The sequence below is a fragment of the Streptomyces sp. NEAU-W12 genome (assembly GCF_026242095.1).
Taxonomy (GTDB): Bacteria; Actinomycetota; Actinomycetes; order Streptomycetales; family Streptomycetaceae; genus Streptomyces.
Genome location: NZ_JAPJDM010000005.1, coordinates 91,975 through 109,904, shown reverse-complemented (window position 1 = coordinate 109,904; position 17,930 = coordinate 91,975). Strand labels below are relative to the sequence as shown.

General features: G+C 69.7%; 19 protein-coding genes. 7 read left to right on the top strand and 12 right to left on the bottom strand.

Annotated elements, in window-relative coordinates; all coding sequences use genetic code 11:
- Window positions 1–90: 90 nt before the first annotated feature.
- From ORI94_RS08135 to ORI94_RS08125, 3 genes are all read left to right on the top strand, one after another.
- The gene (locus ORI94_RS08135; protein ID WP_266073685.1) at window positions 91–444 is read left to right on the top strand and encodes a DUF317 domain-containing protein; all 354 of its coding nucleotides are present in this window, start codon (window positions 91–93) and stop codon (window positions 442–444) included.
- 105 nt (window positions 445–549) lie between these two features.
- Window positions 550–840 carry a hypothetical protein gene (locus ORI94_RS08130; RefSeq protein WP_054100434.1) on the top strand — a complete coding sequence of 97 codons (291 nt, stop codon included), beginning with the start codon at window positions 550–552 and terminating at the stop codon, window positions 838–840.
- A gap of 15 nt (window positions 841–855) precedes the next feature.
- Complete coding sequence (locus ORI94_RS08125) at window positions 856–1,677, top strand: DUF317 domain-containing protein (protein ID WP_266073684.1); 822 nt, start codon at window positions 856–858, stop codon at window positions 1,675–1,677.
- A gap of 171 nt (window positions 1,678–1,848) precedes the next feature.
- Here ORI94_RS08125 and ORI94_RS08120 read toward each other — a convergent pair whose 3' ends face one another.
- From ORI94_RS08120 to ORI94_RS08075, 9 genes are all read right to left on the bottom strand, one after another.
- Window positions 1,849–2,541, bottom strand: coding sequence for a hypothetical protein (locus ORI94_RS08120; RefSeq protein WP_266073683.1), 693 nt, complete (start codon window positions 2,539–2,541; stop codon window positions 1,849–1,851).
- Between the two features lie 79 nt (window positions 2,542–2,620).
- Window positions 2,621–3,064, bottom strand: coding sequence for a hypothetical protein (locus ORI94_RS08115; RefSeq protein ID WP_266073682.1), 444 nt, complete (start codon window positions 3,062–3,064; stop codon window positions 2,621–2,623).
- A gap of 212 nt (window positions 3,065–3,276) precedes the next feature.
- The gene (locus tag ORI94_RS08110; protein ID WP_266073681.1) at window positions 3,277–5,019 is read right to left on the bottom strand and encodes a relaxase/mobilization nuclease domain-containing protein; all 1,743 of its coding nucleotides are present in this window, start codon (window positions 5,017–5,019) and stop codon (window positions 3,277–3,279) included.
- Window positions 5,016–5,411, bottom strand: a complete 396-nt coding sequence (locus ORI94_RS08105) for a plasmid mobilization protein (protein ID WP_266073680.1) — start codon at window positions 5,409–5,411, stop codon at window positions 5,016–5,018. The genes ORI94_RS08110 and ORI94_RS08105 overlap by 4 nt, the downstream gene beginning before the upstream one ends.
- A gap of 584 nt (window positions 5,412–5,995) precedes the next feature.
- Window positions 5,996–6,187 (bottom strand): hypothetical protein, encoded by a 192-nt coding sequence (locus ORI94_RS08095; RefSeq protein ID WP_007491133.1) that lies wholly within the window; start codon window positions 6,185–6,187, stop codon window positions 5,996–5,998.
- Window positions 6,184–7,908: a hypothetical protein gene (locus ORI94_RS08090; protein WP_266073679.1), complete on the bottom strand. Its 1,725-nt coding sequence runs from the start codon at window positions 7,906–7,908 to the stop codon at window positions 6,184–6,186. The genes ORI94_RS08095 and ORI94_RS08090 overlap by 4 nt, the downstream gene beginning before the upstream one ends.
- Window positions 7,905–8,546: a WhiB family transcriptional regulator gene (locus ORI94_RS08085; RefSeq protein ID WP_210962016.1), complete on the bottom strand. Its 642-nt coding sequence runs from the start codon at window positions 8,544–8,546 to the stop codon at window positions 7,905–7,907. Before ORI94_RS08085 ends, ORI94_RS08090 begins: the two co-directional genes overlap by 4 nt.
- A gap of 160 nt (window positions 8,547–8,706) precedes the next feature.
- On the bottom strand, window positions 8,707–9,402 hold the full coding sequence (locus ORI94_RS08080; protein WP_054100443.1) for a hypothetical protein: 696 nt from the start codon (window positions 9,400–9,402) through the stop codon (window positions 8,707–8,709).
- A gap of 2 nt (window positions 9,403–9,404) precedes the next feature.
- On the bottom strand, window positions 9,405–10,301 hold the full coding sequence (locus ORI94_RS08075; protein WP_266073678.1) for a helix-turn-helix domain-containing protein: 897 nt from the start codon (window positions 10,299–10,301) through the stop codon (window positions 9,405–9,407).
- 685 nt (window positions 10,302–10,986) lie between these two features.
- Here ORI94_RS08075 and ORI94_RS08070 point away from each other — a divergent pair.
- The 4 genes from ORI94_RS08070 (at window position 10,987) to ORI94_RS08055 (ending at window position 13,953) form a co-directional block, all read left to right on the top strand.
- Entirely contained in the window at window positions 10,987–11,439 is a 453-nt protein-coding gene (locus ORI94_RS08070) for a helix-turn-helix domain-containing protein (RefSeq protein WP_266073677.1), read from the top strand.
- Between the two features lie 180 nt (window positions 11,440–11,619).
- On the top strand, window positions 11,620–12,174 hold the full coding sequence (locus ORI94_RS08065; RefSeq protein ID WP_109296516.1) for a secondary metabolite protein: 555 nt from the start codon (window positions 11,620–11,622) through the stop codon (window positions 12,172–12,174).
- Complete coding sequence (locus tag ORI94_RS08060; protein WP_266073676.1) at window positions 12,171–13,370, top strand: MAB_1171c family putative transporter; 1,200 nt, start codon at window positions 12,171–12,173, stop codon at window positions 13,368–13,370. Before ORI94_RS08065 ends, ORI94_RS08060 begins: the two co-directional genes overlap by 4 nt.
- Window positions 13,360–13,953: a hypothetical protein gene (locus ORI94_RS08055; RefSeq protein WP_266073675.1), complete on the top strand. Its 594-nt coding sequence runs from the start codon at window positions 13,360–13,362 to the stop codon at window positions 13,951–13,953. The genes ORI94_RS08060 and ORI94_RS08055 overlap by 11 nt, the downstream gene beginning before the upstream one ends.
- A 108-nt stretch (window positions 13,954–14,061) precedes the next feature.
- On the opposite strand, the gene ORI94_RS08050 is transcribed toward ORI94_RS08055, so the two are convergent.
- The 3 genes from ORI94_RS08050 to fxlM all read right to left on the bottom strand — a co-directional run bounded on the left by ORI94_RS08050 (window position 14,062) and on the right by fxlM (window position 17,920).
- Window positions 14,062–14,631: a peptide deformylase gene (locus ORI94_RS08050; RefSeq protein ID WP_109297936.1), complete on the bottom strand. Its 570-nt coding sequence runs from the start codon at window positions 14,629–14,631 to the stop codon at window positions 14,062–14,064.
- An 87-nt stretch (window positions 14,632–14,718) separates the two neighbouring features.
- A complete protein-coding gene (locus ORI94_RS08045; protein ID WP_266073674.1) occupies window positions 14,719–15,828 on the bottom strand; it encodes a hypothetical protein in 1,110 nt (369 codons plus the stop codon).
- A 1-nt stretch (window position 15,829) separates the two neighbouring features.
- Window positions 15,830–17,920, bottom strand: coding sequence for a methyltransferase, FxLD system (fxlM, locus tag ORI94_RS08040; protein ID WP_266073673.1), 2,091 nt, complete (start codon window positions 17,918–17,920; stop codon window positions 15,830–15,832).
- Window positions 17,921–17,930: the final 10 nt, after the last annotated feature.

Here is a 17,930-nt window from a genome sequence, read left to right as displayed (position 1 = left end):
AAAGATCTCGGAAAGACTGGCCAACGTGCGCGAGAGCATGTCAACGTAGACGACCTTGCTAGAAACCCCAGGTCAGAGAGGTGATTGCTCGTGACCGTAGCCCCTGCGGGCCCCGGTTTCTCCACCACTGTCGAGGCCCTGCGACCGCGGGAGTGGCAGCTCGGCCCCGGTCAGCCGACTCTGGTCATAGACCAGTTCTCGGCCGAGGACTTCCACCTGATCGTTGATGATCGCGCGGACGTGCACGTCAGCTCCAAGGACGGCCGGTTCTACCTCGGTTGGTTTCCGCAGGGCCGACCCGGCACGGACGGCGAGGGGTGGAAGATCGCTGTCACCGGCACCGCCCAGGTCCGCGGCTACCACATGTCGTTCGACACCGAGACGCCGGCCGACATCGTCACCGCCACCGTGGCGAGGGTGCTGCAGACCTCACGCCGCCTCTGACAGCGCGGCCACCGATACATAGCGCCCGTCCTATGAGCGCTGGCGGTGCCGTAGGCCGGCCCGGCTCCACCGCCCCCGTTTCCCTCGAACCCCAGGAGGCTGTCCGTGACGTCCCCGGAGATGACCGTCGGCGATCTCATCGATCTGTTGTCCGGCTGCGACCGGAGCGCTCCGGTCCGCCAGGCCATGAACCCGTTCTTCCCGATGGCGCACCGCTTGGCGCAGGTCCTGCAGTCGGTCGACGAGACCGGCCGGACCGTTGTCTACCTCGCCGAAGGGCGGGACGAGGACGCACAGCTCGGCCACCTTCCGCCGGAGGTCGCCATCGCCCTGACGTGGCAGGGCCCCGTCCAGGCGCCCCCGCGCCGCCCTCGCCGCCGTGCCGGCGGCAACTAGACACGCACCGAGCCCTTGGAGGCGCCCCTGTACCCCGACCTTCCGCCCGACCCGTCCGCCCCGCGCGGCGGCCAGCCCGCGTTCTGGGTCGGCCCCCGGCACCTAGCCGGTGACGATGGACGCCTCTACGACGTCGTCGCCGACGCGCTCGCGGGCCTGGGCTGGACGAGCCTGACGATCGTCCGCGGACGGCACGAGCCGGACGAGGAACCGGAGGACCGCCAGGTCCTGCGCAGCACCGTCCTGCACATCAGCCCTGACGCCTTGCGCTGGGCCCAGTGGGGGCTGGCGGACGAGCCGTTCCACCTGGGTGGGCTGCCGATCGCCTGGCAGATCTCCGCCCGAGCTGAGGCGAGCAGCCCGCTTGCGCAGTGGTCGGCCTACTTCACCCGTGACGTCCCCGGCGAGGCGGTGGTCGACTTCCTCGTCGCGCTCGACGCAAGCAACCAGCCTGCTTCGACGCTCGCCGGATCCGGGCTGGTCCTTGACGCTGTCGCCGCCCACGGATGGTTCCGAGACATCGACCAACCCCAGGCGTCGGCGACGGACCCGACGTTCACCTCGCACATCAGCCTGGGAGAGGTGCCGCCCCTCATCCAGGACGGCGACCTGCGGGCCTTGTCCGCCGAGGACGACGAGACGGGACCGGCCGGGTGGCAGGCGTGGGCCGAGCCTGTGCTCGGCGCCCCGCTTCTGTGGGTGGCCTCGTTCGCCGCCAGCGTCCCGCACGACCTCGTCGCCGCTTTCGCCGCCTCCCTCAGCTCGACCGCACCGGTCCTGCGGCGGGTACTGCCCGAGGCCACCCAGGAGCGCCTCCTGCGCGCGCCGGCCATCTAACGTCCCGCGCACCCCTCTCGACGATCGCAGTCCGGCATCCTCCCAGTGGGGGGTGCCGGACTTCCTTGTTTCCCGGGCGAAGTGGCCGGTCGGGTCGTTAGTGCTTAGCCCATAACGCACTGCTGCCCCCGACCGCGACGGTCGGAGGCAGCAGCGTGACGCGCGCGCAGGTCAGCTCGTTGCCGTGGCCTTGGCGAGGGCCTTGTCGAGGTGGCGGTCGACGAGGGCCGGGGAGCCGGAGAGGACCAGCAGCAGGCTGCCGTCGCGGATCGCGGTCTGCTTGACCACGGTGCTCCGGCCCCCGGCGATGTACGTCAGAAGCAGGCTCCACTGCTCATCACCGCCGACGCTGGGCGCGGGCAGCTTCTGCGAGGTCACGTCGACCTGGGTGCCACCGGCGACGACCTGATAGGCCGGGCAGCCTGTCATGGCATCGAAGATCCGGCCGGTGCCGTCGGAGAGCTTCTTCACGCTGTCGCTGTACAGCTCCTCGGAGATCTCCGAGGAGCTGTAGCCGTAGGTGAAGTCCGCCTTCGCCTTGTGCGGGAAGGCGAGTGTGCCGCCAGTCGCCGCGTCACCGCCCAGCTCGCTCAGGGCCGGGCAGCCGAGGACGGTGACGTCATCGTGCTGGGCCGGACGCTCCGGCTGGGGAAGGTAGCCGCTGCCGAGGTCGCGCGGGTCGAGCAGGCGGGACTCGAGCGCGGCCGAGGAGAGCGCGGCCGGCTCCTGGGCGACCTCGGTCGGCTTTCCCGTATGGGAGGAGGCGGTCCGGTGCTTGGACCCGGGGGTGTCGGTGGAGCAGGCGGGCACGGCGAGGAGGGCGGCGGTGATGCCGAGTGCGGTGGTGGCGACGCGAACGCGCATGACGGAACTGACCCCTTGGTGCTAGGCGACGGGTGGTCAGTGCGGGCCCGCGGGCCCGGTGGGGTCGTAGGAGTGGTGGTCAGTGCCCGAGGTGGCGCAGGCAGTCCTCGAACGTGGCGTGCGTCGAGTCCGCCGGCCCGGAGTGCCGGTTGTACCAGGCGGTGTCGATGCGCGTCTCCAGCTGCTGGTGTCCGGCCCTGCAGCGCAGCCAGATCTCACCGCGGGTGGAGAGGATGAGCCAGTCCCGGTACGCGCCGCACTCGGCGCAGGTGGCCATCTCGCCGTCGAGGACCAGGGGCTGCTTCCACGGCATCATCTTGCCTTCGACCTGGTTGTGGCTCGGCACCCGCAGCTCCGGCGGGAGGAAGTCGTCCACGATGGCGGTCGGCTCGGCGGGCTGCGGCTCGGGCGCCGGCACTCCGATGCCGGGCGGGACCTGTCCCTGCATCTGCGCGTGCAGCTCGGCGAACCGTTTCCGAGCTTCGCTCGGCCCCTTGGCCCTGCGGCGTATTCGGTGAAACACCCTGGCGTCCTCCTCTACCTCGGCACCTCGTCCTGCGCGCTTCATGATCGTGCCCCACGCCGTCGGCGGTTTCAATTCACAACGTCCACAGTCCCTTCGGCCAGGTCAGCACGGGTGTGGCCTCTCGGCTGCCCGGGTGACGAGGAGGCCACGACGCATGTCTCGGTACGGCACAGCGGCGATCCGGGGAGCCTGCGTGCCGTCTGGTGTACTTATCGGGCCTGACGCGGTGACTCCTCTCCGCTGCGCCGCCTGCCGGGCGCGGAGGGCCTGGTCATCGCCCTGCGCGTCGCGGACCGGTTCGCTGCGGTGCTGGTCTCGGGAAGCTGGGAGGCATCGGCGGGCAGGTCGGCTGTCCGCCGCATCCGCCATACGAGCACGTCGCTGATGGAGTCCGCGGTGCCCAGTTCGCGCCGAGCGGCAACGTCGGACAGGAGGGCGGCCGGGTCGTGGCCGGCGGCTTCGGCTTCTGTGATGGTCGCGGCCAGGGCGTACCAGCCGGGTTCGGCGAGGATCTGCTCAGCCAGTTCCGGGAGCGCCTCGCGCAGCAGCGCGGTCTGCCGCTGGAGCACCGGCCGGCTCAGACGTCGGCCGCGCTGGTATAGCACACCGAGCGGCTGGGCCGAGGCGGCCTGGTAAGCGATGCGCAGGTGTTCGGCAGCTCGGGTGGCGGCCTCGGCCTGCTGGGCGTGGCCCTTCCGGGCGTGCCAGTGCGCGGTGGCGATGATCAGGAAGAACAGCATGTCGATCGCCATCGCCGTGGTGGCTCCGTCCTCACCGCGGCCGAGGGCCGGGCCGCCCTGGACGAGGTCGCGGGCGGCCTGCCGCAGGGCTCGATCGTGCCCGCGTACGGCGCGGACGTGAGAACGCGAGGCCCGTTCGAAGGCCGTTGCGGCGTCGTGCAGTTCGCGACGGGTGTGAGCGGCGGACGTCTTCGCGAGGGCGTCCAGGACCTCGCCGACCGCGGCGATGTGGGCGGCGGCGACCCCGTCCTCGCCGTGGTCGACGACGAGCACGGCCTGCCACACGGCCGATGCCGTGCCGCGGCGCGCGGAGGCCGGACTGCCCGGCCCCGTACGAATCGCTTCCTCCCGCCGGGCCGCAGGGACATCCTGCGCATCACCGGACCACCGCTCGCGGATGCGAGGCAAGGACAGGTCGGGAGCGAGGCGCGCGCCGGGGTAGAACACCGGCTCGCCGTCCTTGTTCAGGTCGTCGGGCAGGGCGACCTTGTATCCGAGCAGGTCACCGGAGGGCGCGGCGCGCTTGCGGATGAGGAGGCCGGCGGCGGCGAGGCGGTCGAAGAACTCCTCGTCGCTTCTCGCGCCGGCCACCGCACGCCGCACGGATTCCCGCAGTTCCTCGCGGGCGGTGCGCTCGCGGCCCTGGCGCTGGGCCTTGTGGCGCTCGGCGCTGGTCGGTCGTTGCGCCGCGGTCCCGTCCCCGGTGCTGAGCTGCTTGAGCCCGTACTCGGCTTCGATCAGGCGGGCTTCGGCCTGGGATCGCTTGGCGTCGTTGTTGAGTCGGGGGCGCCGGCCGTCTTCGCGGACGAGCGTGGCGATGATGTGGATGTGGTCGTCGGCGTGGCGCACGGCTGCCCAGCGGCATCCCGCCTCGTCGGCGGCCGGAGCGATGCCGGTCGCGGCGACCATGCGTCGGGCGATCTCCCCCCATTGCTCGTCGGAGAGAACCGGGTCGTCGGGTGTGGCCCGGACGGATAGGTGCCAGACGTGCTTGGCCGGGCGGCGCGACTCCGCGAGCGTCTGGACGGGCTGGTCCAGGAGCTGCTGCAACTGTCTCTTCGTAGCTTGAGGATCGCGACCGGGGTCGGGAGCGAAGCTGTCCCATGCCGCCACGAGATGCGGATCGACGTGCTCCTCATGGGTCCCTTTGCCGTAGAGGTAGATGAGCAGGCCAAACGTGTTCGAGCCACGCTTGTGGACGCGAGGGATCAACCGGTTCGCCTTTCGGTGTCGAGGTAGTGCTGGATGAAGGCGTCCACGCGCTGGGTGGCGCGCTGGACGGCGCCGAGTACGGCTTCGGCGTAGGGGACGTCGGCACCGGAGTTGGCGGCCTTAGCTACCTGGTTGACGTTGTTGCCGATGTGGCCGAGGTGCCGGCGCACAGCGAAGAGCTCGTTGTGGACTTCTCGTTGGGCGGCGATTTCCGCCGCCGTACGGTCGAGATCGTGGGCGGCTGCGAGAGCGGCGTGGGCGAGGAAACTGGCGACGCTCATGTGGCACACGGCGGCTGCACGAGCTAGGAGTTGGTACTCGTCGTCGTTCATGCGGCAGCTGGGCTGGCGCATGCGCTTGTTCTCGTCGCGCAGGCGCTCACGCTGTTGCACATGCGGCTTTGAAGGGGCGGTGTGCGTGCAGTGCGCACTGTGGCAGGCGTGCTGGTCCTGCCCCTCGGGATGCGAGCCGCCCTCGGTCGCATCCTCACGGATCGGCGCCCCCCGGTGCCGTTCCGCTCCCGCCACTCCAGGGGCGGGGGACGCAAGAGCATTGCTCCCCTCGGGAGCAATGCTCTTGCGATAACTTGCTCGCCCCGAGACCGAGTTGGAGCCGGAATCAGGTTCCGGGGTGGTGCCGTTCTTGGGCGCGTTCGTCATCGGGATTCGGGCCTCGTAGAGCGGGTGCGTTGCTGGATGGTTGCGGCCAGCGCGAGGACATCGGCTGGGCTGGCAAGGACGCGAACCGGTCTGTTGGGACGGTCCTGGACGAGCCACTGCCCGGTCGGCGTGAGGACGACGGCGTGGAGGAGTTGCCGGCGGACCAAGACGTCCGCCCAGGCACCGGCTTCGGCGGTGGTGGGCCCGGAAAAGCGAGGGGGACGAGGAATCATGGCGTACCTCCTAAGCGGGGCGGTGGCCCGGCGTGGAGCCGGGCCACCTTTACGGATACGGGCTTTGAGCTGGGATTTGCCGGCTCAGCCGCACTCGGGGCAGCGCCCGACGTGGCTGTTGAGCGCGCGAGCCATCCGCTGTTTCGCCGAGGCAGCCTGCTTCGCACTGGACTTCGCCGCCGGCCTGCCCGCATGCCGCTCGGAGTGAGCGAGCATGAATCCGATCTCGCGCTCGTACTCCGCGCGGACCGTCTTGAACTGGTGGCAGGTCTTCATCGGGCGGTGCTCCTCGTCGTCTTGATGTCCGCGTTCCGCAGCTCCTGGAGGACCAGGCCGAGTCGGTCGTTACCGACACCCGTCAGGCCCTGGCGGCGGATGATTTCGCGCAGCTGCACTCGGGTGATCGCGCCGTTGCCGTCCCGTTCGAGCAGAGCCGGCACATGGGGACGCACCTCACGGACAAGCTGGCGCTCGGATTCACCCAGCTCGCGTGCCTGGCGCTCCGTCTGCGAGCGGGACCGTGCACGCCGGTCCTTGTTCTTCGACCGGGTCGTCCTGGCCGGCTTCCGGCGAAGCGGGACCTTGTGACCTCGGTCCTGGGTGGTGTCGGTCCCGGACTGTGGGGCGGTCGGTCCTCGGTCCTGGGTGGTGTCGGTCCCGGACTGTGGGGCGGTCGGTCCTCGGTCCTGGGTGGTGTCGGTCCCGGACTGTGGGGCGGTCGGTCCTCGGTCCTGGGTGGTGTCGGTCCCGGACTGCGGGGTTGCCGGTCCCCGGCCCTCGGGGGTCGCGGTCCTCGTCTGCGCGATGCCCGGTCCCCGATGATCCGGGTCCTGAGCTGCTACTTCTCGCGTGCTGTGGCCGGTCCTCATGGCCGCTGCGTCCCGAGCTGCGGCTTCCGGTCCGGCGAGTTCGGTCCCTGGGACCGCACCGTCTTCAGAGGGCTTGGTCCCCGCGGGCGTTCCCGATTCGTCGCCCCCGGTCCTTACGCCGACCTCGGCTTCCGGGTCGGCCTTCTCGGGGACCGGTCCCCGAGGAGCCCTCGGTCCTCGGTCCCGGACCGGCTCGTCGGAACCGTCGGAAGTGGGGACGAGGACCGGCACAGTCGACGTCGGCTGTGCGGGGACCGTGGCCGTCGATGCGCTGCTGTGCGCCGGGGACCAGGGAGAGGGGAGCGGGACCGTGGCGAGCGCCAGCGCGTGTCGCCGGGCGGCGAGCTGGTCGAGCAGCTGCGCCCGCTGGAGAGGGTCGGTGCCGACCGAAGCCCTGCCGACCGCCTTTGACAGGCGTCGCGTCAGCCGCCGGCCGCGACGGCTCTGCTGCTGCTCGGGTGTGCGCTCGGCGAGGCGGGCGGCGAGGGTGACCGCACGGGCGGTGGCCCGGTCCCGGGTGATCTGCGCGGCGTCACGGTCCCGTGCGGCGATGCCCAGGCGGGACAGCAGCCGCTCGCGTGCCTCCCGGCCCAGGACGGCGAGCAGTCCGTTGGAGGCTGCACCCGGGGTGCGCAGGCGCAGCTCGATGCCCATGGCCAGGTGCCACAGCATCGCCGCCATGACCGGGCCGACGAAGGCGCGGACCGTGCCTCCGACGGGGCCGCTCTCGGCATAGGCGGGGATCACCTGCACCGTGGTGATCACCCAGACCAGCGTGCCCGGCAGGCCGGGAGCGCCCTGGACGGCCAGATTCTGCCGTGCCATCAGCGCGGTGGCGAACAGGGCGAGTTCGGCGGCGGCGAACATGCCGGCACGCTCGGCGGTGCCGGCCATGTCGAGGTAGTCGGCCGCGAAGCGCCAGCTGGTGTCGGCGCTGTAGGCGGTGCAGCCCAGGGCGGCGACGGCGGCGACCTTGACCGCCGGGCCGCCGAGACGTTTCTGCGAGCGGGCCCCCCGGCGCCGGATGGCCCAGGCGGTCAGCACGAGCGCGAGGGCGGCGGGCACGACGGCGGCGAGGAGGAGAGGGAGGTCCGAGGTAGCACCGAAGGCGAGGACAGGGTGGGTCATGCTGCCTTTCCGAGAGGGGCGCGCGCCGGGGTCGACGCCGCCGGGCGGCCTGTCGGCTGCTGAGTGCCGGGAGCTGTGGGCGCGGTGGTGCCCTTGGCCTTGGAGGTCTTCTTCCGCTTCTTCTTGGAGCGGGGCACGCCGTAGTTGCGGTCGCGGTCGAAGACCTTGTTGGCCGCTTGCCGGAGCAGGTCGCGGGCGTGCTTGTGGCTGATCTGCAGGGCGGCGGCGAGCCGGTCGGGCTGCCAGCCCCGGACGTATGCGTGGTCGATGGCCACCTGCCGCTCGGCTTCCGTCAGGTGCACGTCGCGTCCCTGGAAGAAGGCGGTCACACGTCGGTAGTCCAGGCGCCGGTGCAGGTTGTCGTGCAGCGGGCGCCGCTCGGCTTCGGTGAGCCCGCCCCAGACGCCCTCCTTGAGGACGTTCTCCAGGGCGAAGTCCAGGCACGCGCGGCGTACGGGGCACCAGCCGCACAGCTCCTTCGCCTCCGCGATCTCCTCGTGATCCCGAGGGCCGGGGAAGAACACGGCGTCGGCGTCCTCGACGTCCATGCCGTGGCAGGCTCCGCGAACGTGCCAGCTGGTGTCTCCGATGCCGCGCAGGCCGGTGGCCGGCGCGTCATGGGTGGTGATGTGGCGCAAGGCGAGTCTCCGATGTGCTGCCACACCGGCCGGCTAGCGCAGTGCTCGGCGGGTGCGGCGTCGGGTGCCGGCTGCGGCGCGTGGGCGTGCGCCGCAGCCGGTGCGGGACGGTGAGGTTGCGGCGGTGCAGCGGACGGGATGCACGCGCCGGAGGCGCCGGTCAGGCCAGGGCGGGCTGCTGGGCCTGCTGGGCGGCGAGGTCCACACGGCCGGGGTGCGGGGTGGCGCGCGGCGTGATGGCGCGTACTCCGTCGTTGGGGCCGATCCGGCGGCGCCGGCATGGCTCGCCGACCGGGGCCAGGCACCACTCGCACCGCACGCTCAGTGCGTCAGGCAGCCCCTGCGCGACGGCGGCTTCGCGTGCTGCCCGGGCAGGCCGGAACGGTGCGAGAGCGGCTCGGGCGGCGGGTGGTATGCAGGAGCCGATCTGCTCCAGTCGAGCCTGCAGCCTCGGGTTGATCTCCTCCTGGCCGCTGGTGATGGCCCGGGCCTGTGCGGGTTGCGCTATGCCGTTGGCGACGGCGCGGCGGGTGCCGACCAGCTCGGCGGTCCAGGCGGCCTGGTCGTCCGGGTCCGCGGACGGTGTGGGGTCGGAGTGGAGGGCCAGGCGGTTGCGCCGGTAGCTCTCCCAGGGGCGGACCACGTCCGCGGGCTGGATCTGGTACGGCGAGGCGCGGTAGTGCTGGCGGACGGCGACGCGGGCGTCCCAGCCATGCGGGGTGGCCATCGGCACGTCACCGAGCAGCTCGTTCCACTGCGCGAGCTGGTCGCGGGCCTCGCCCTCGTCGGTGCGGATGCTGCGGGGGTCGAGCCTGCCGATGTAGGCCAGCAGGGCAGCGATTTCACGGCGGTCCACGGTCAGCCCTCCGTTCCGGTCGGCTCGTCCAGGGCGGCGAGAAGGGCAGCGGTGTGCTTCTCGGCCCGCGTCATGCCACCGGGCGCGGCGGAGTTCTGGCCGGGCACGGCGTAGAGGTTCGGGCGGCTGGGGGCGTGCTCCCGGGTGATCCAGGCTCGCCAGTCGGCCGCCCAGGCTTCCGCCGGCCTCGGAGCATGGCCTGCTCGATGTGCACGCCACTTCGCGTCGGCGGCCTGCAGGCCCTGCTCGCCGAGGCGGTCGAGGTGTCCCTGCTGGCGGGCCCAGGTGTGGGTGGCGGGGTCGACCTGCCACTCGGCAGCCGAGGTGACAGCAGCACCACCACTGCTGTACCTCCGGTTCAAATCAGGTTCACTACGGTTCTGTGTGCCGGTGGCCGGTACATCGCTGTGCCGGTGGCCGGTACGCCGCTGTGCCGGTTTCCGCCTGGGCCTGCCGGTTTCCGGTACTGCCGGTTTCCGGACCCTCGCGGGGGATTCCGGCACCTCACGCGGGCGGATTCCGTACCGCCGCAGGGCCGACAGCCGGAGCTTGGCAGGGCCGACGGGCTCGTCCGGCACCGCCGTGCCGCCCGCTTCCTCCCGCTGCTCGCGCAGCGCCTGGGCGACCGCTTCGGCGGCGAGCGGCAGGCGGTAGACCGTGCTGCGTTGCGGGCCCACCAGGTCGTCGAGCTGTTCCAGCTCGCCGGCGAGGACGAGGCGCTCGACGGCTTCGCGCACCGTGGAGACCGAGGCGTTCGTGCGCTTGGCCAGGCTGGACAGCGAGGCCCAGGAGATGCACTGCTCGTCGGCCACCCGGTCGGCGATCGACAGCAGGACCAGCCGTGCGGCCCCTCGGCTGGTGCTGTGCTCCCACACCCATTCGCGGGCTTCGCTGCTCATCGGCCGCTCCCGGCAAGCGGGCGGGCGGGGCGGCTCGCGGGGGCCAGGGTGGTGTTGTCCGGCTCGGGGGGCTGAGGCGCCGAGGCGGAGCTAGCTGCCGTGCAGGCCGGACGGTAGGGCCTTTTGCGCAGGGCGGAGCGCATGCAAGAATCTCCTTTGGTGTTGCCACGCTGAGACGCCCCGTGGAAGGGATCAGCGTGGTGATGGTGGCGATCTCCGCCCTTGCCGGGGCGGTACAGCCGTTAGGCGTCCGGCGTCCGGGAGTTGCAGCTCTCGGGCGCCGTCGCTGTGTCCTGGGGCCTATGAGGTCCGGAGGTTGTGCACGTCATTGCTCCTGTGCTCGTCCGTGCGGGCGCTCTGCCCGGCGGGGGACGACGAACATACGCACGGCTCCGCGTCAAGGTCCAGAGTTGGTTCTTAAACCCTGTAGAAGTCGCGTGAGCTGCTGCGACGGGGGTGGAGCGAGCATGGGCGAGTCCTAGCGCGTACGTAGGTCACGACGGCCGGGCAAGGAGCGCGTACCGCACCCTGCTGGCGTCGCAACACTTCAGTGAAGCTGTGATCGAGAACCTACGCCAGAGTGATCCCAGTCTGTCAACACTGAAGTGAAGCGTCTCGGTCTTTGGCCCTGGGAACTACACTGCAGTACAGTCCGGAGTCGGCGTCTAGATGAGAGGAGTCGGTGATGGTGGAGTCCAGCGGGCCGGCGGAGGCGCCCGGCGGCGCGGCCGACGCTCGGCGCTCATTCGCCGACAAGCTCAACCACCTATTCGAGACCAAGAAGAACCCGGAGACCGGCAAGCGCTACACCAACGCCGAGGTCGCCCGGGCGATCTCCGTGTCTGAGAGCGCGATCTCACAGCTGCGGACCGGCGCGAAGCCCAACCCCACCTACACGACGGTGGAACGACTTGCCGGCCACTTCCACGTCAAGGAGCAGTACTTCTTCTCGGACTATGACGCCGAGGAGGCCGAGAGGGTGCGTGCTTCCTTGGAACTCATCGAGGCCGTAGCCGACAGCGACGTGCGCGGCCTTGCGCTTAGAGCCAACGGCCTCTCGGCGGACAGCTTGCGGGTGATCACGGATGTGATCAATCAGGCGCGACGGTGGGAAGGGCTCGACAAGCCCGGGCAGTGATGTGACCTCTCTCACTCGCTGGGCGGATTTGACTGGTATGCCGTGCATGGTCCTTCAAGATCGCCTTGGGCAACCATCAGGACGTATGTAAAGCTCCGCACGAACCACGCGGAATGGTGGGTTCCGGTTAGCGCAGGCCGGGTCAGCGCTCATTCGGGGGCTACAGCAAGGATCTCGTCCATGTTCAAGCGGCATTTCGCGCGCAGAGAGGCGCAGCTGAGGCGACTGTGTGAGGAGCAGTTGCGGGGGATCGAGATATCCGATCCCTACGCGGTGGATGAAATATGCCGGCAGCTCGCCATCAGGCGTGGCCGCCCCCTGCACCTCCACGAATTGCCTGAGACCGGAGGGGCCAACGCTCCCTGCGGAATGGTTCTCTCGTTCGACCACGGGGATTACGTCTTTCACGTCGCGGCTACCAGCGAGCGGCATCGTGCGCAAATCGTGCGCCACGAGCTAGCGCACCTGCTGCTCGGGCACGCCGGGAACAACGAGAGCGTCGTCACGTCTCTACTGGGAGTCCTCCCTGACGGGGTCGACCCCTCTGCCGTGCTCTCCGCTCTCGGCCGGACGAGCTACGACAGCGAGACCGAGTACGACGCCGAAATGGCCGCCTCCTGCCTGGGAGAACTCTTTCACGATCTTGCCCACTCGGGCCGGGAACGCGGTCGGTCCGGTGCCGTGGCGCGGCTCGACGACGCCCTGGTCCACCCACGGAGGAACCGCCGCTCATGAGTACATCCACCTTCATCGCCGGCGTCCTCTGGCTGGTGGCGCTGTGGCGACTGCCGTCCCTCCGGCACTCTCGCAAGCAGCGAAGCCTGGCGCTGACCCTGGTGGCTCTCGCGGCTGCCATGACGTTCGAGGTTCCGCAGGTCAAAGAGGCAGTCGATGCCGCCGTCGGCCCAGACGCCAGGCTGTCGCCGCTGCTGAAGCACCTGCTCGGCGTTACCTCGGCGGCATATCTGCTCGACTTCGTCATCGCAGTCGTTCGACCGCAGGGCCTGGCAAGTCGCACCCGGCTGGTGGCCGCCGGCGTGACGTTGCCCCTCATGCTCGCCTTCTACGCCCTGGCCAACTGGACGTCAGGAGGGCCCGTCAGGCTTGGGGAGGGCCGTGGCGCCCTCTTTCCCGTCCTCTACATGACGGTCTTCACGCTGTACATCGGCATCGCCATGGTCGTCGCTACATGGCTGTTCCTCGGCGGCGTACGCCACAGCCGGACTCTCCTGGGGAAGGCCGGCCTCGGATTTCTGGGCTTGGGAACCCTGCTCGGAAGCCTGTACGCCCTCCAGCGCATCGTCTTCGTGACGGTTCAGCTCGCCTCCGGCACCAGCTATCCAGCCTTGGAGAACCTTCTCTCCACAACGCTCAAGCAAGCCACCGTCCTGTCGGTCGCAGTCGGCGTCTGCTTGCCTCCTCTCTCCGTCGCCGTGGAATACGTCGCCGCGTGGAGCACCCTGCGGAAACTGCGTCCGCTCTGGGTGCAGCTCACGGAAGCAGCCCCGTATGTGGTGCTGGCGACATCTGTAGGCAGGTGGCGTGTCCGCTTCCGGCTGGAGCGGTGCGTCATCGAGATCGAGGATGCCTGCCTGGCGCTTCGCGAGTACGTGTCAGTCGACATGCACACAAAGGCCCGGAGATTCGTCCGTCAGGAAGGGGTCGCTGCGCAACTCTCTGACGCAGTGGCGGAAGCCTGCTGGTTGCGTGCAGCCGTCCAGAGCGCACGAAATGGGGAACGGCTGCGGGGAGTTGAATATCCACCCCTCGGCGTCACTGGCCGAGACAGAGCGAGCGAACTGTCATGGTTGCGCACCGTTGCCCGCGCGTACCTCTCCTCGCCAGTCGTTTCCGAGTTCGTCCGGCAAGAACATTCGTCCATTTCCCGCGAGCAGGGCGCTTCGGAAAGGATCTCCTCAAATGACAACTGATGTCCGCCCCAGCGAGTCGCGGCTGGCCCGCCGCATAACAGACTGGCTTGAGCCGAAGAACTGGATCATCGCTGTCACGCTGCTGGTCGGCTGGCACACCGCACAATGGACAGGTGTTGCCTGGGGTGTGGTCGGCGCCCTCTTCGCGGCCGTCATCCCGATCACCTTCATCAAGTACGGCATTCGCAAGGGTCACTGGGGCGACAGACACGTCGGAGCGAAGCCAGCACGGCTAGTCGTGATGGCCGTCATCCTGCTCTCAGTAGCCACCGGCATCGTCCTGATGCTTGTCGCGGGGGCGCCGCGCACCATGGTTGCCCTCATCGTCTCGATGCTCGTGACGCTCGCGATTCTCACCGCGATCACCTTCGCCTGGAAGATCTCCGTCCACCAGGCCGTGTCCGCAGGTGCCTGCGCAATGCTCGTGCAGACCTACGGCCCGTGGATGGCCCTTGGCTTCCTGTTGGTCGTCGTCGTCGGCTGGTCCCGCGTCGAGCTGCGGGACCACACACGCAACCAAGTGATCGCAGGCACCATCCTCGGCACCATCGTGGCCGCAGCCGTCTTCCACCTGGCACGCTGATCCGAGGGAGGGGCGTGGTAGAGGGCGACAGCTACGCCTCTCAGGTATCTCACACCCGACTTCCGGGCCCCCGCATCCCCGAGCGCGGGGGGCCGGCAGGATCGGGTTTCAGTGCTCGTAGGACCAGGCCCGTCCGGTCTGCCGGTACTCGGTCACGGAGATGGGCTGCACTCCGGGGCGCATCCGGGCGGTGTACAGGTGGCCGTCGAGGTGGTCGATCTCGTGTTGGACCAGACGGGCGAGGCCGCGTTCGTAGTCAGTGGTCACGGTCGTCCCGTCGAGTGTCGTGGTCTCGACCGTGATCCGGAGGGGGCGAGGGACGAGGCCGCGTACGTCGAAGAAGCTCAGGCATCCCTCGTACTGGTCGTCGGTCTCCTGTGAGGCGGCGATGACCTGGGGGTTGAGCAGTACGATCGCGCCCGCTCCTGGCTCGGCGGGCTGGACGACGGCCGCGGCCCGGCCGATGCCGATCTGTGGGGCTGCGATGCCCATGCCCTTGGCGAACGTGTGGACGCCTGCGATGCGCTCCATGGAGGTGAACAGGCTCTCCACGGCTTGCTCGGCGGCCTCACGTTCGGCAGGGAGTGAGAAGGGGCGTGCTGGCTCGGCAAGGACGGAGGCGCCTTCCTGGACTACGCCGAGGTTGCGCATCTGCTCGCTGGGCTGCACCTCGTTCACGAGAACTCCTGTTGATTCGCGTCGTGTTCGCACGGCCAACCGCGGTTGCAGCGGACATACGACGGGGTGCGCCGCTCGGGGTGCCGGTCATGCGGGCCAGGCGTTAGCTCGGCAGCTATCGTGGCGTTGCCAGACATCCGCTGCGACTGTTGAAGCGTCCCGTATGGCCTGAGCCAGAGGGTCGGGGATGCTGCCTCGTCCGAGGCCGGCGGAGGCGACTGCAGTGGAGAGCGTTCTGAGCTCGTCCTGGCTCAGCCCTTCGCGGCACACAGGGTGGGCCAGGACGTCTCGGGCGATGTACCCGTCGGGATGCGTCGTCGCTTCGCTGGTGAGGCGGCGCATCATTTCGGCTTGTCGGGGCCCCGGGGAGAGGTCGAGCACAACTAGTCCTACACGAGAGCGGAAGACGGCAAGGTCGGGGGCCGAGTCGAGAGCCAGGTAGTGCTGCACCATCTTGTTGATCGGCTCGACTGGCTGCTCGTCGGCTGCCCTGTGGCAGAGGACGGCAAGGGCTGCCGCGACGGCGTGCTCCCATGGCTCCACCAGGGTGCTCTCGTGTAGGAACTTCAACGCATCGCTGGGCTGCTCGCCGAGGCAGCGGACGAGCACCTCGACTTGGCGCCCGTCGAAGAGGCGCTGTCCCACGCCCCGGTGTTGCCTACTGTGCGCCCGGGCGTAGTCCCATTCACCTGCTGCGACGAGGGCACGGGTTCCGTCGCCGAGGAGTACGGCCCACAGCCATTGGCATACCTGTTGATGGTCGGAAGCCGACTTCGTGAGGCGCTGGAAGGACGTGGCGCGGCCGTCGATGACCGCTTCCGACTTCGATCTGACTGCTCGGTTCAGGGAATCGAGCAGATGATACGCGCCAGTCCCGTCACCGTCGCGGATGCGCAGTCGGGCCAGGTTGACCAGGGGTTCCAGGGCGTACCGGGCGTCCTGCGCGCCCAAGGGCTGGGCGCGCAGGACGGCCTCGGCGTGACGCCAGCACAGAGAGCGTGCCAGGTCCGGCATGCCGCAGTCGCTCGCGATCAACGCCGCCTTGTTCAGGGCAACGGTCGCGGAGGTCACGTTGCCGTCGCGCTCGGCGGCGGCAGCGAGGTCGGTGATCTCGCGGACCCGTTCAGCAAGGGGCGGGCACGCTGGACGTGGACGGGCAACGAGCGGGAACCGCTTCGCTATCTGGCTGACGTCCATGTCACTGCCATTCGATGACGATGCGGTTCAGCGGGTTGTCGAAGGCGAAGCGGCCGGGCTTCGGGGCGAGCGGGGTCGCGTCGAGTGGTTGGATTTCGAACCCGACGTCGAGCGCCCGGAAGCCCTGGTTCCAGGTGCGGACCTGGTCCGCGACGTCCGAGGCGAGGGCTTCGGCGTCAGGGCCGTGGCCGATGACGCCGAACTCGTACAGGCTGGCGCCATCGGGGGCCTTCTTCGCGTAGGGGCGCCGGGTGAGGTAGGTGAGCGTGCCACCCTCGAAGACCGCGGTCGAGGACGGGTAGGGCGCGGTGACCAGGCCCTTCTCGATGGCCTCGTTGTTGGCGGGCATCCGGCTCAGGCCGTTCGGCATGGCGCAGGCGAGCCACAGCTCCAGGTACTCCGCCGATTCCGGGCCCCGGAAGGTGACGTCCGTCCACGCCTCGGCGCGCGGCTGGCGGAAGATGTCGCGCAGGGCGTCCGCGTCGACCTTCTGGTCTCCGTTGGTGACGAGCGTGACGGTGTTGTCGGTGTCCAGGGGAACGAAGACGCGCGGGTCGTCGGCGATGCCCCTGCGCAGCGGCATGAACGTGTTCATCTGGCTGCCGACGCTGCGCCAGGCTCCGTCCTGGTTCTCGAAGGCGATCGAGCGGGAGACGCTGCCGCGCAGGCGTAGTGGCGTGAGGAGTCGTCCGCCGGGGGCGAGCTGGTCGAGCCAGGCGTGCGGAACGCCGTGGGCGCCGACGGTGGCTTCGATCCGGTCGTACGGCGCGTTGGAGGCGTGGCCCACGGCTCCGTCTCCGAGGACCACTTCGACGTTGTGGATGCCGGCGGCGGCCAGCCCGCCGCGCGCTCCGTCCACGATGTCCTCGTCCACGTCGATCGTGGTGACGTGTCCCGTCTCGCCGACGAGGTAGCCGAGGAGTCCGGCGTTGAAGCCGGTGCCGGCCCCCAGCTCCAGGATCTTCTGGCCGGGCTGGACGTCGAGTTGTTCCAGCATCATGGCGACGATGTCGGGCTGGGAGGCGCAGCTGATGGAGCGGCCGGATCCGTCGAACTTCGTGTCCACGGGTGTGTTGCCGTACGCCTTTTCCAGGGGGGCGTTGGGGACGAAGAGGTGGCGGGGTACGGTCCGCATGGCCTCCTCCACCCGGGGCGTGCGCACGCACCCGGTCTCGACCAGGTGGTCGATCAGCTGGGCGCGCAGACGGTCTGCGGAGGGGGCTTCGATGGTGTCACTGTTCACCCCGTTGACCGTAGTGCTCGCCGTCCCCTCAGCTCGGGTGGACGCGGTGTTGTCGCTCGTTCCCATGACTACCTCTTTCGCGAGTGTTGACAAGGTGCGCTGGTCCTGGGCGGGGAGGCCCAGGCGGTTGAAGTGGAAGATGCCGTGGTGGGCGATCACGGCCCGCAACCCTCGTTCCAGGCGGCCCTGACGGTTGAGGTCTGCGAGCTGCTGGCCAAACCACTCGAACGTGGCTATCCACTCGGCCAGCGGCGCGAGTCGGCCCTGGGTGACGCTGCGGCTGGTGGTGCTGACGTCGACGGTCATCAACCGGTGGACAGCGGCCCGGTGACGTTGCGGACTGCAGACCTCGTCGCCGGGGCGCTCGGCCGCGATCCTCGCCCAGACGTCGCCCTGCTCGTACCAGTCGAGACCCGCCGCGCGCATCGCCACGCTGAGCAGGAGCACCGCCAGCTCGCGGCGGCCGAGCTGGGGACCGGTGACTGCCTGCTGGCGGGCCGCCTCCTCCAGCAGGTGACGGCTGTCGTAGTGGAACAGGGTGTGGGCGATCTTCATCGCGGCGGGGCCGCCGAAGGCTGTCTCTTCCGGCTCGTAGATGCCTCGCGTCCAGGAAGCGAGGACGCCGGCGTCGACCAGCTCGTCCAGGGCAGCGTCCAGGGCCTTCGCCGTGTCCGGGCCCGCGGCCCGGTATCGCAACCGCCACCAGGGGAACTTTCGCAGGAATGACCACTGGGCCAGTTCCGACTCCCGGGCGATCAGCACTGGGAGCAGATGCTCCACGGCGGTGGCCTCCGCGCGGCTCCAGTCGGTGAACCGGATGAGGCGTTGCGGCCATTCGTCCGCTGCCATGTTTCCTCTT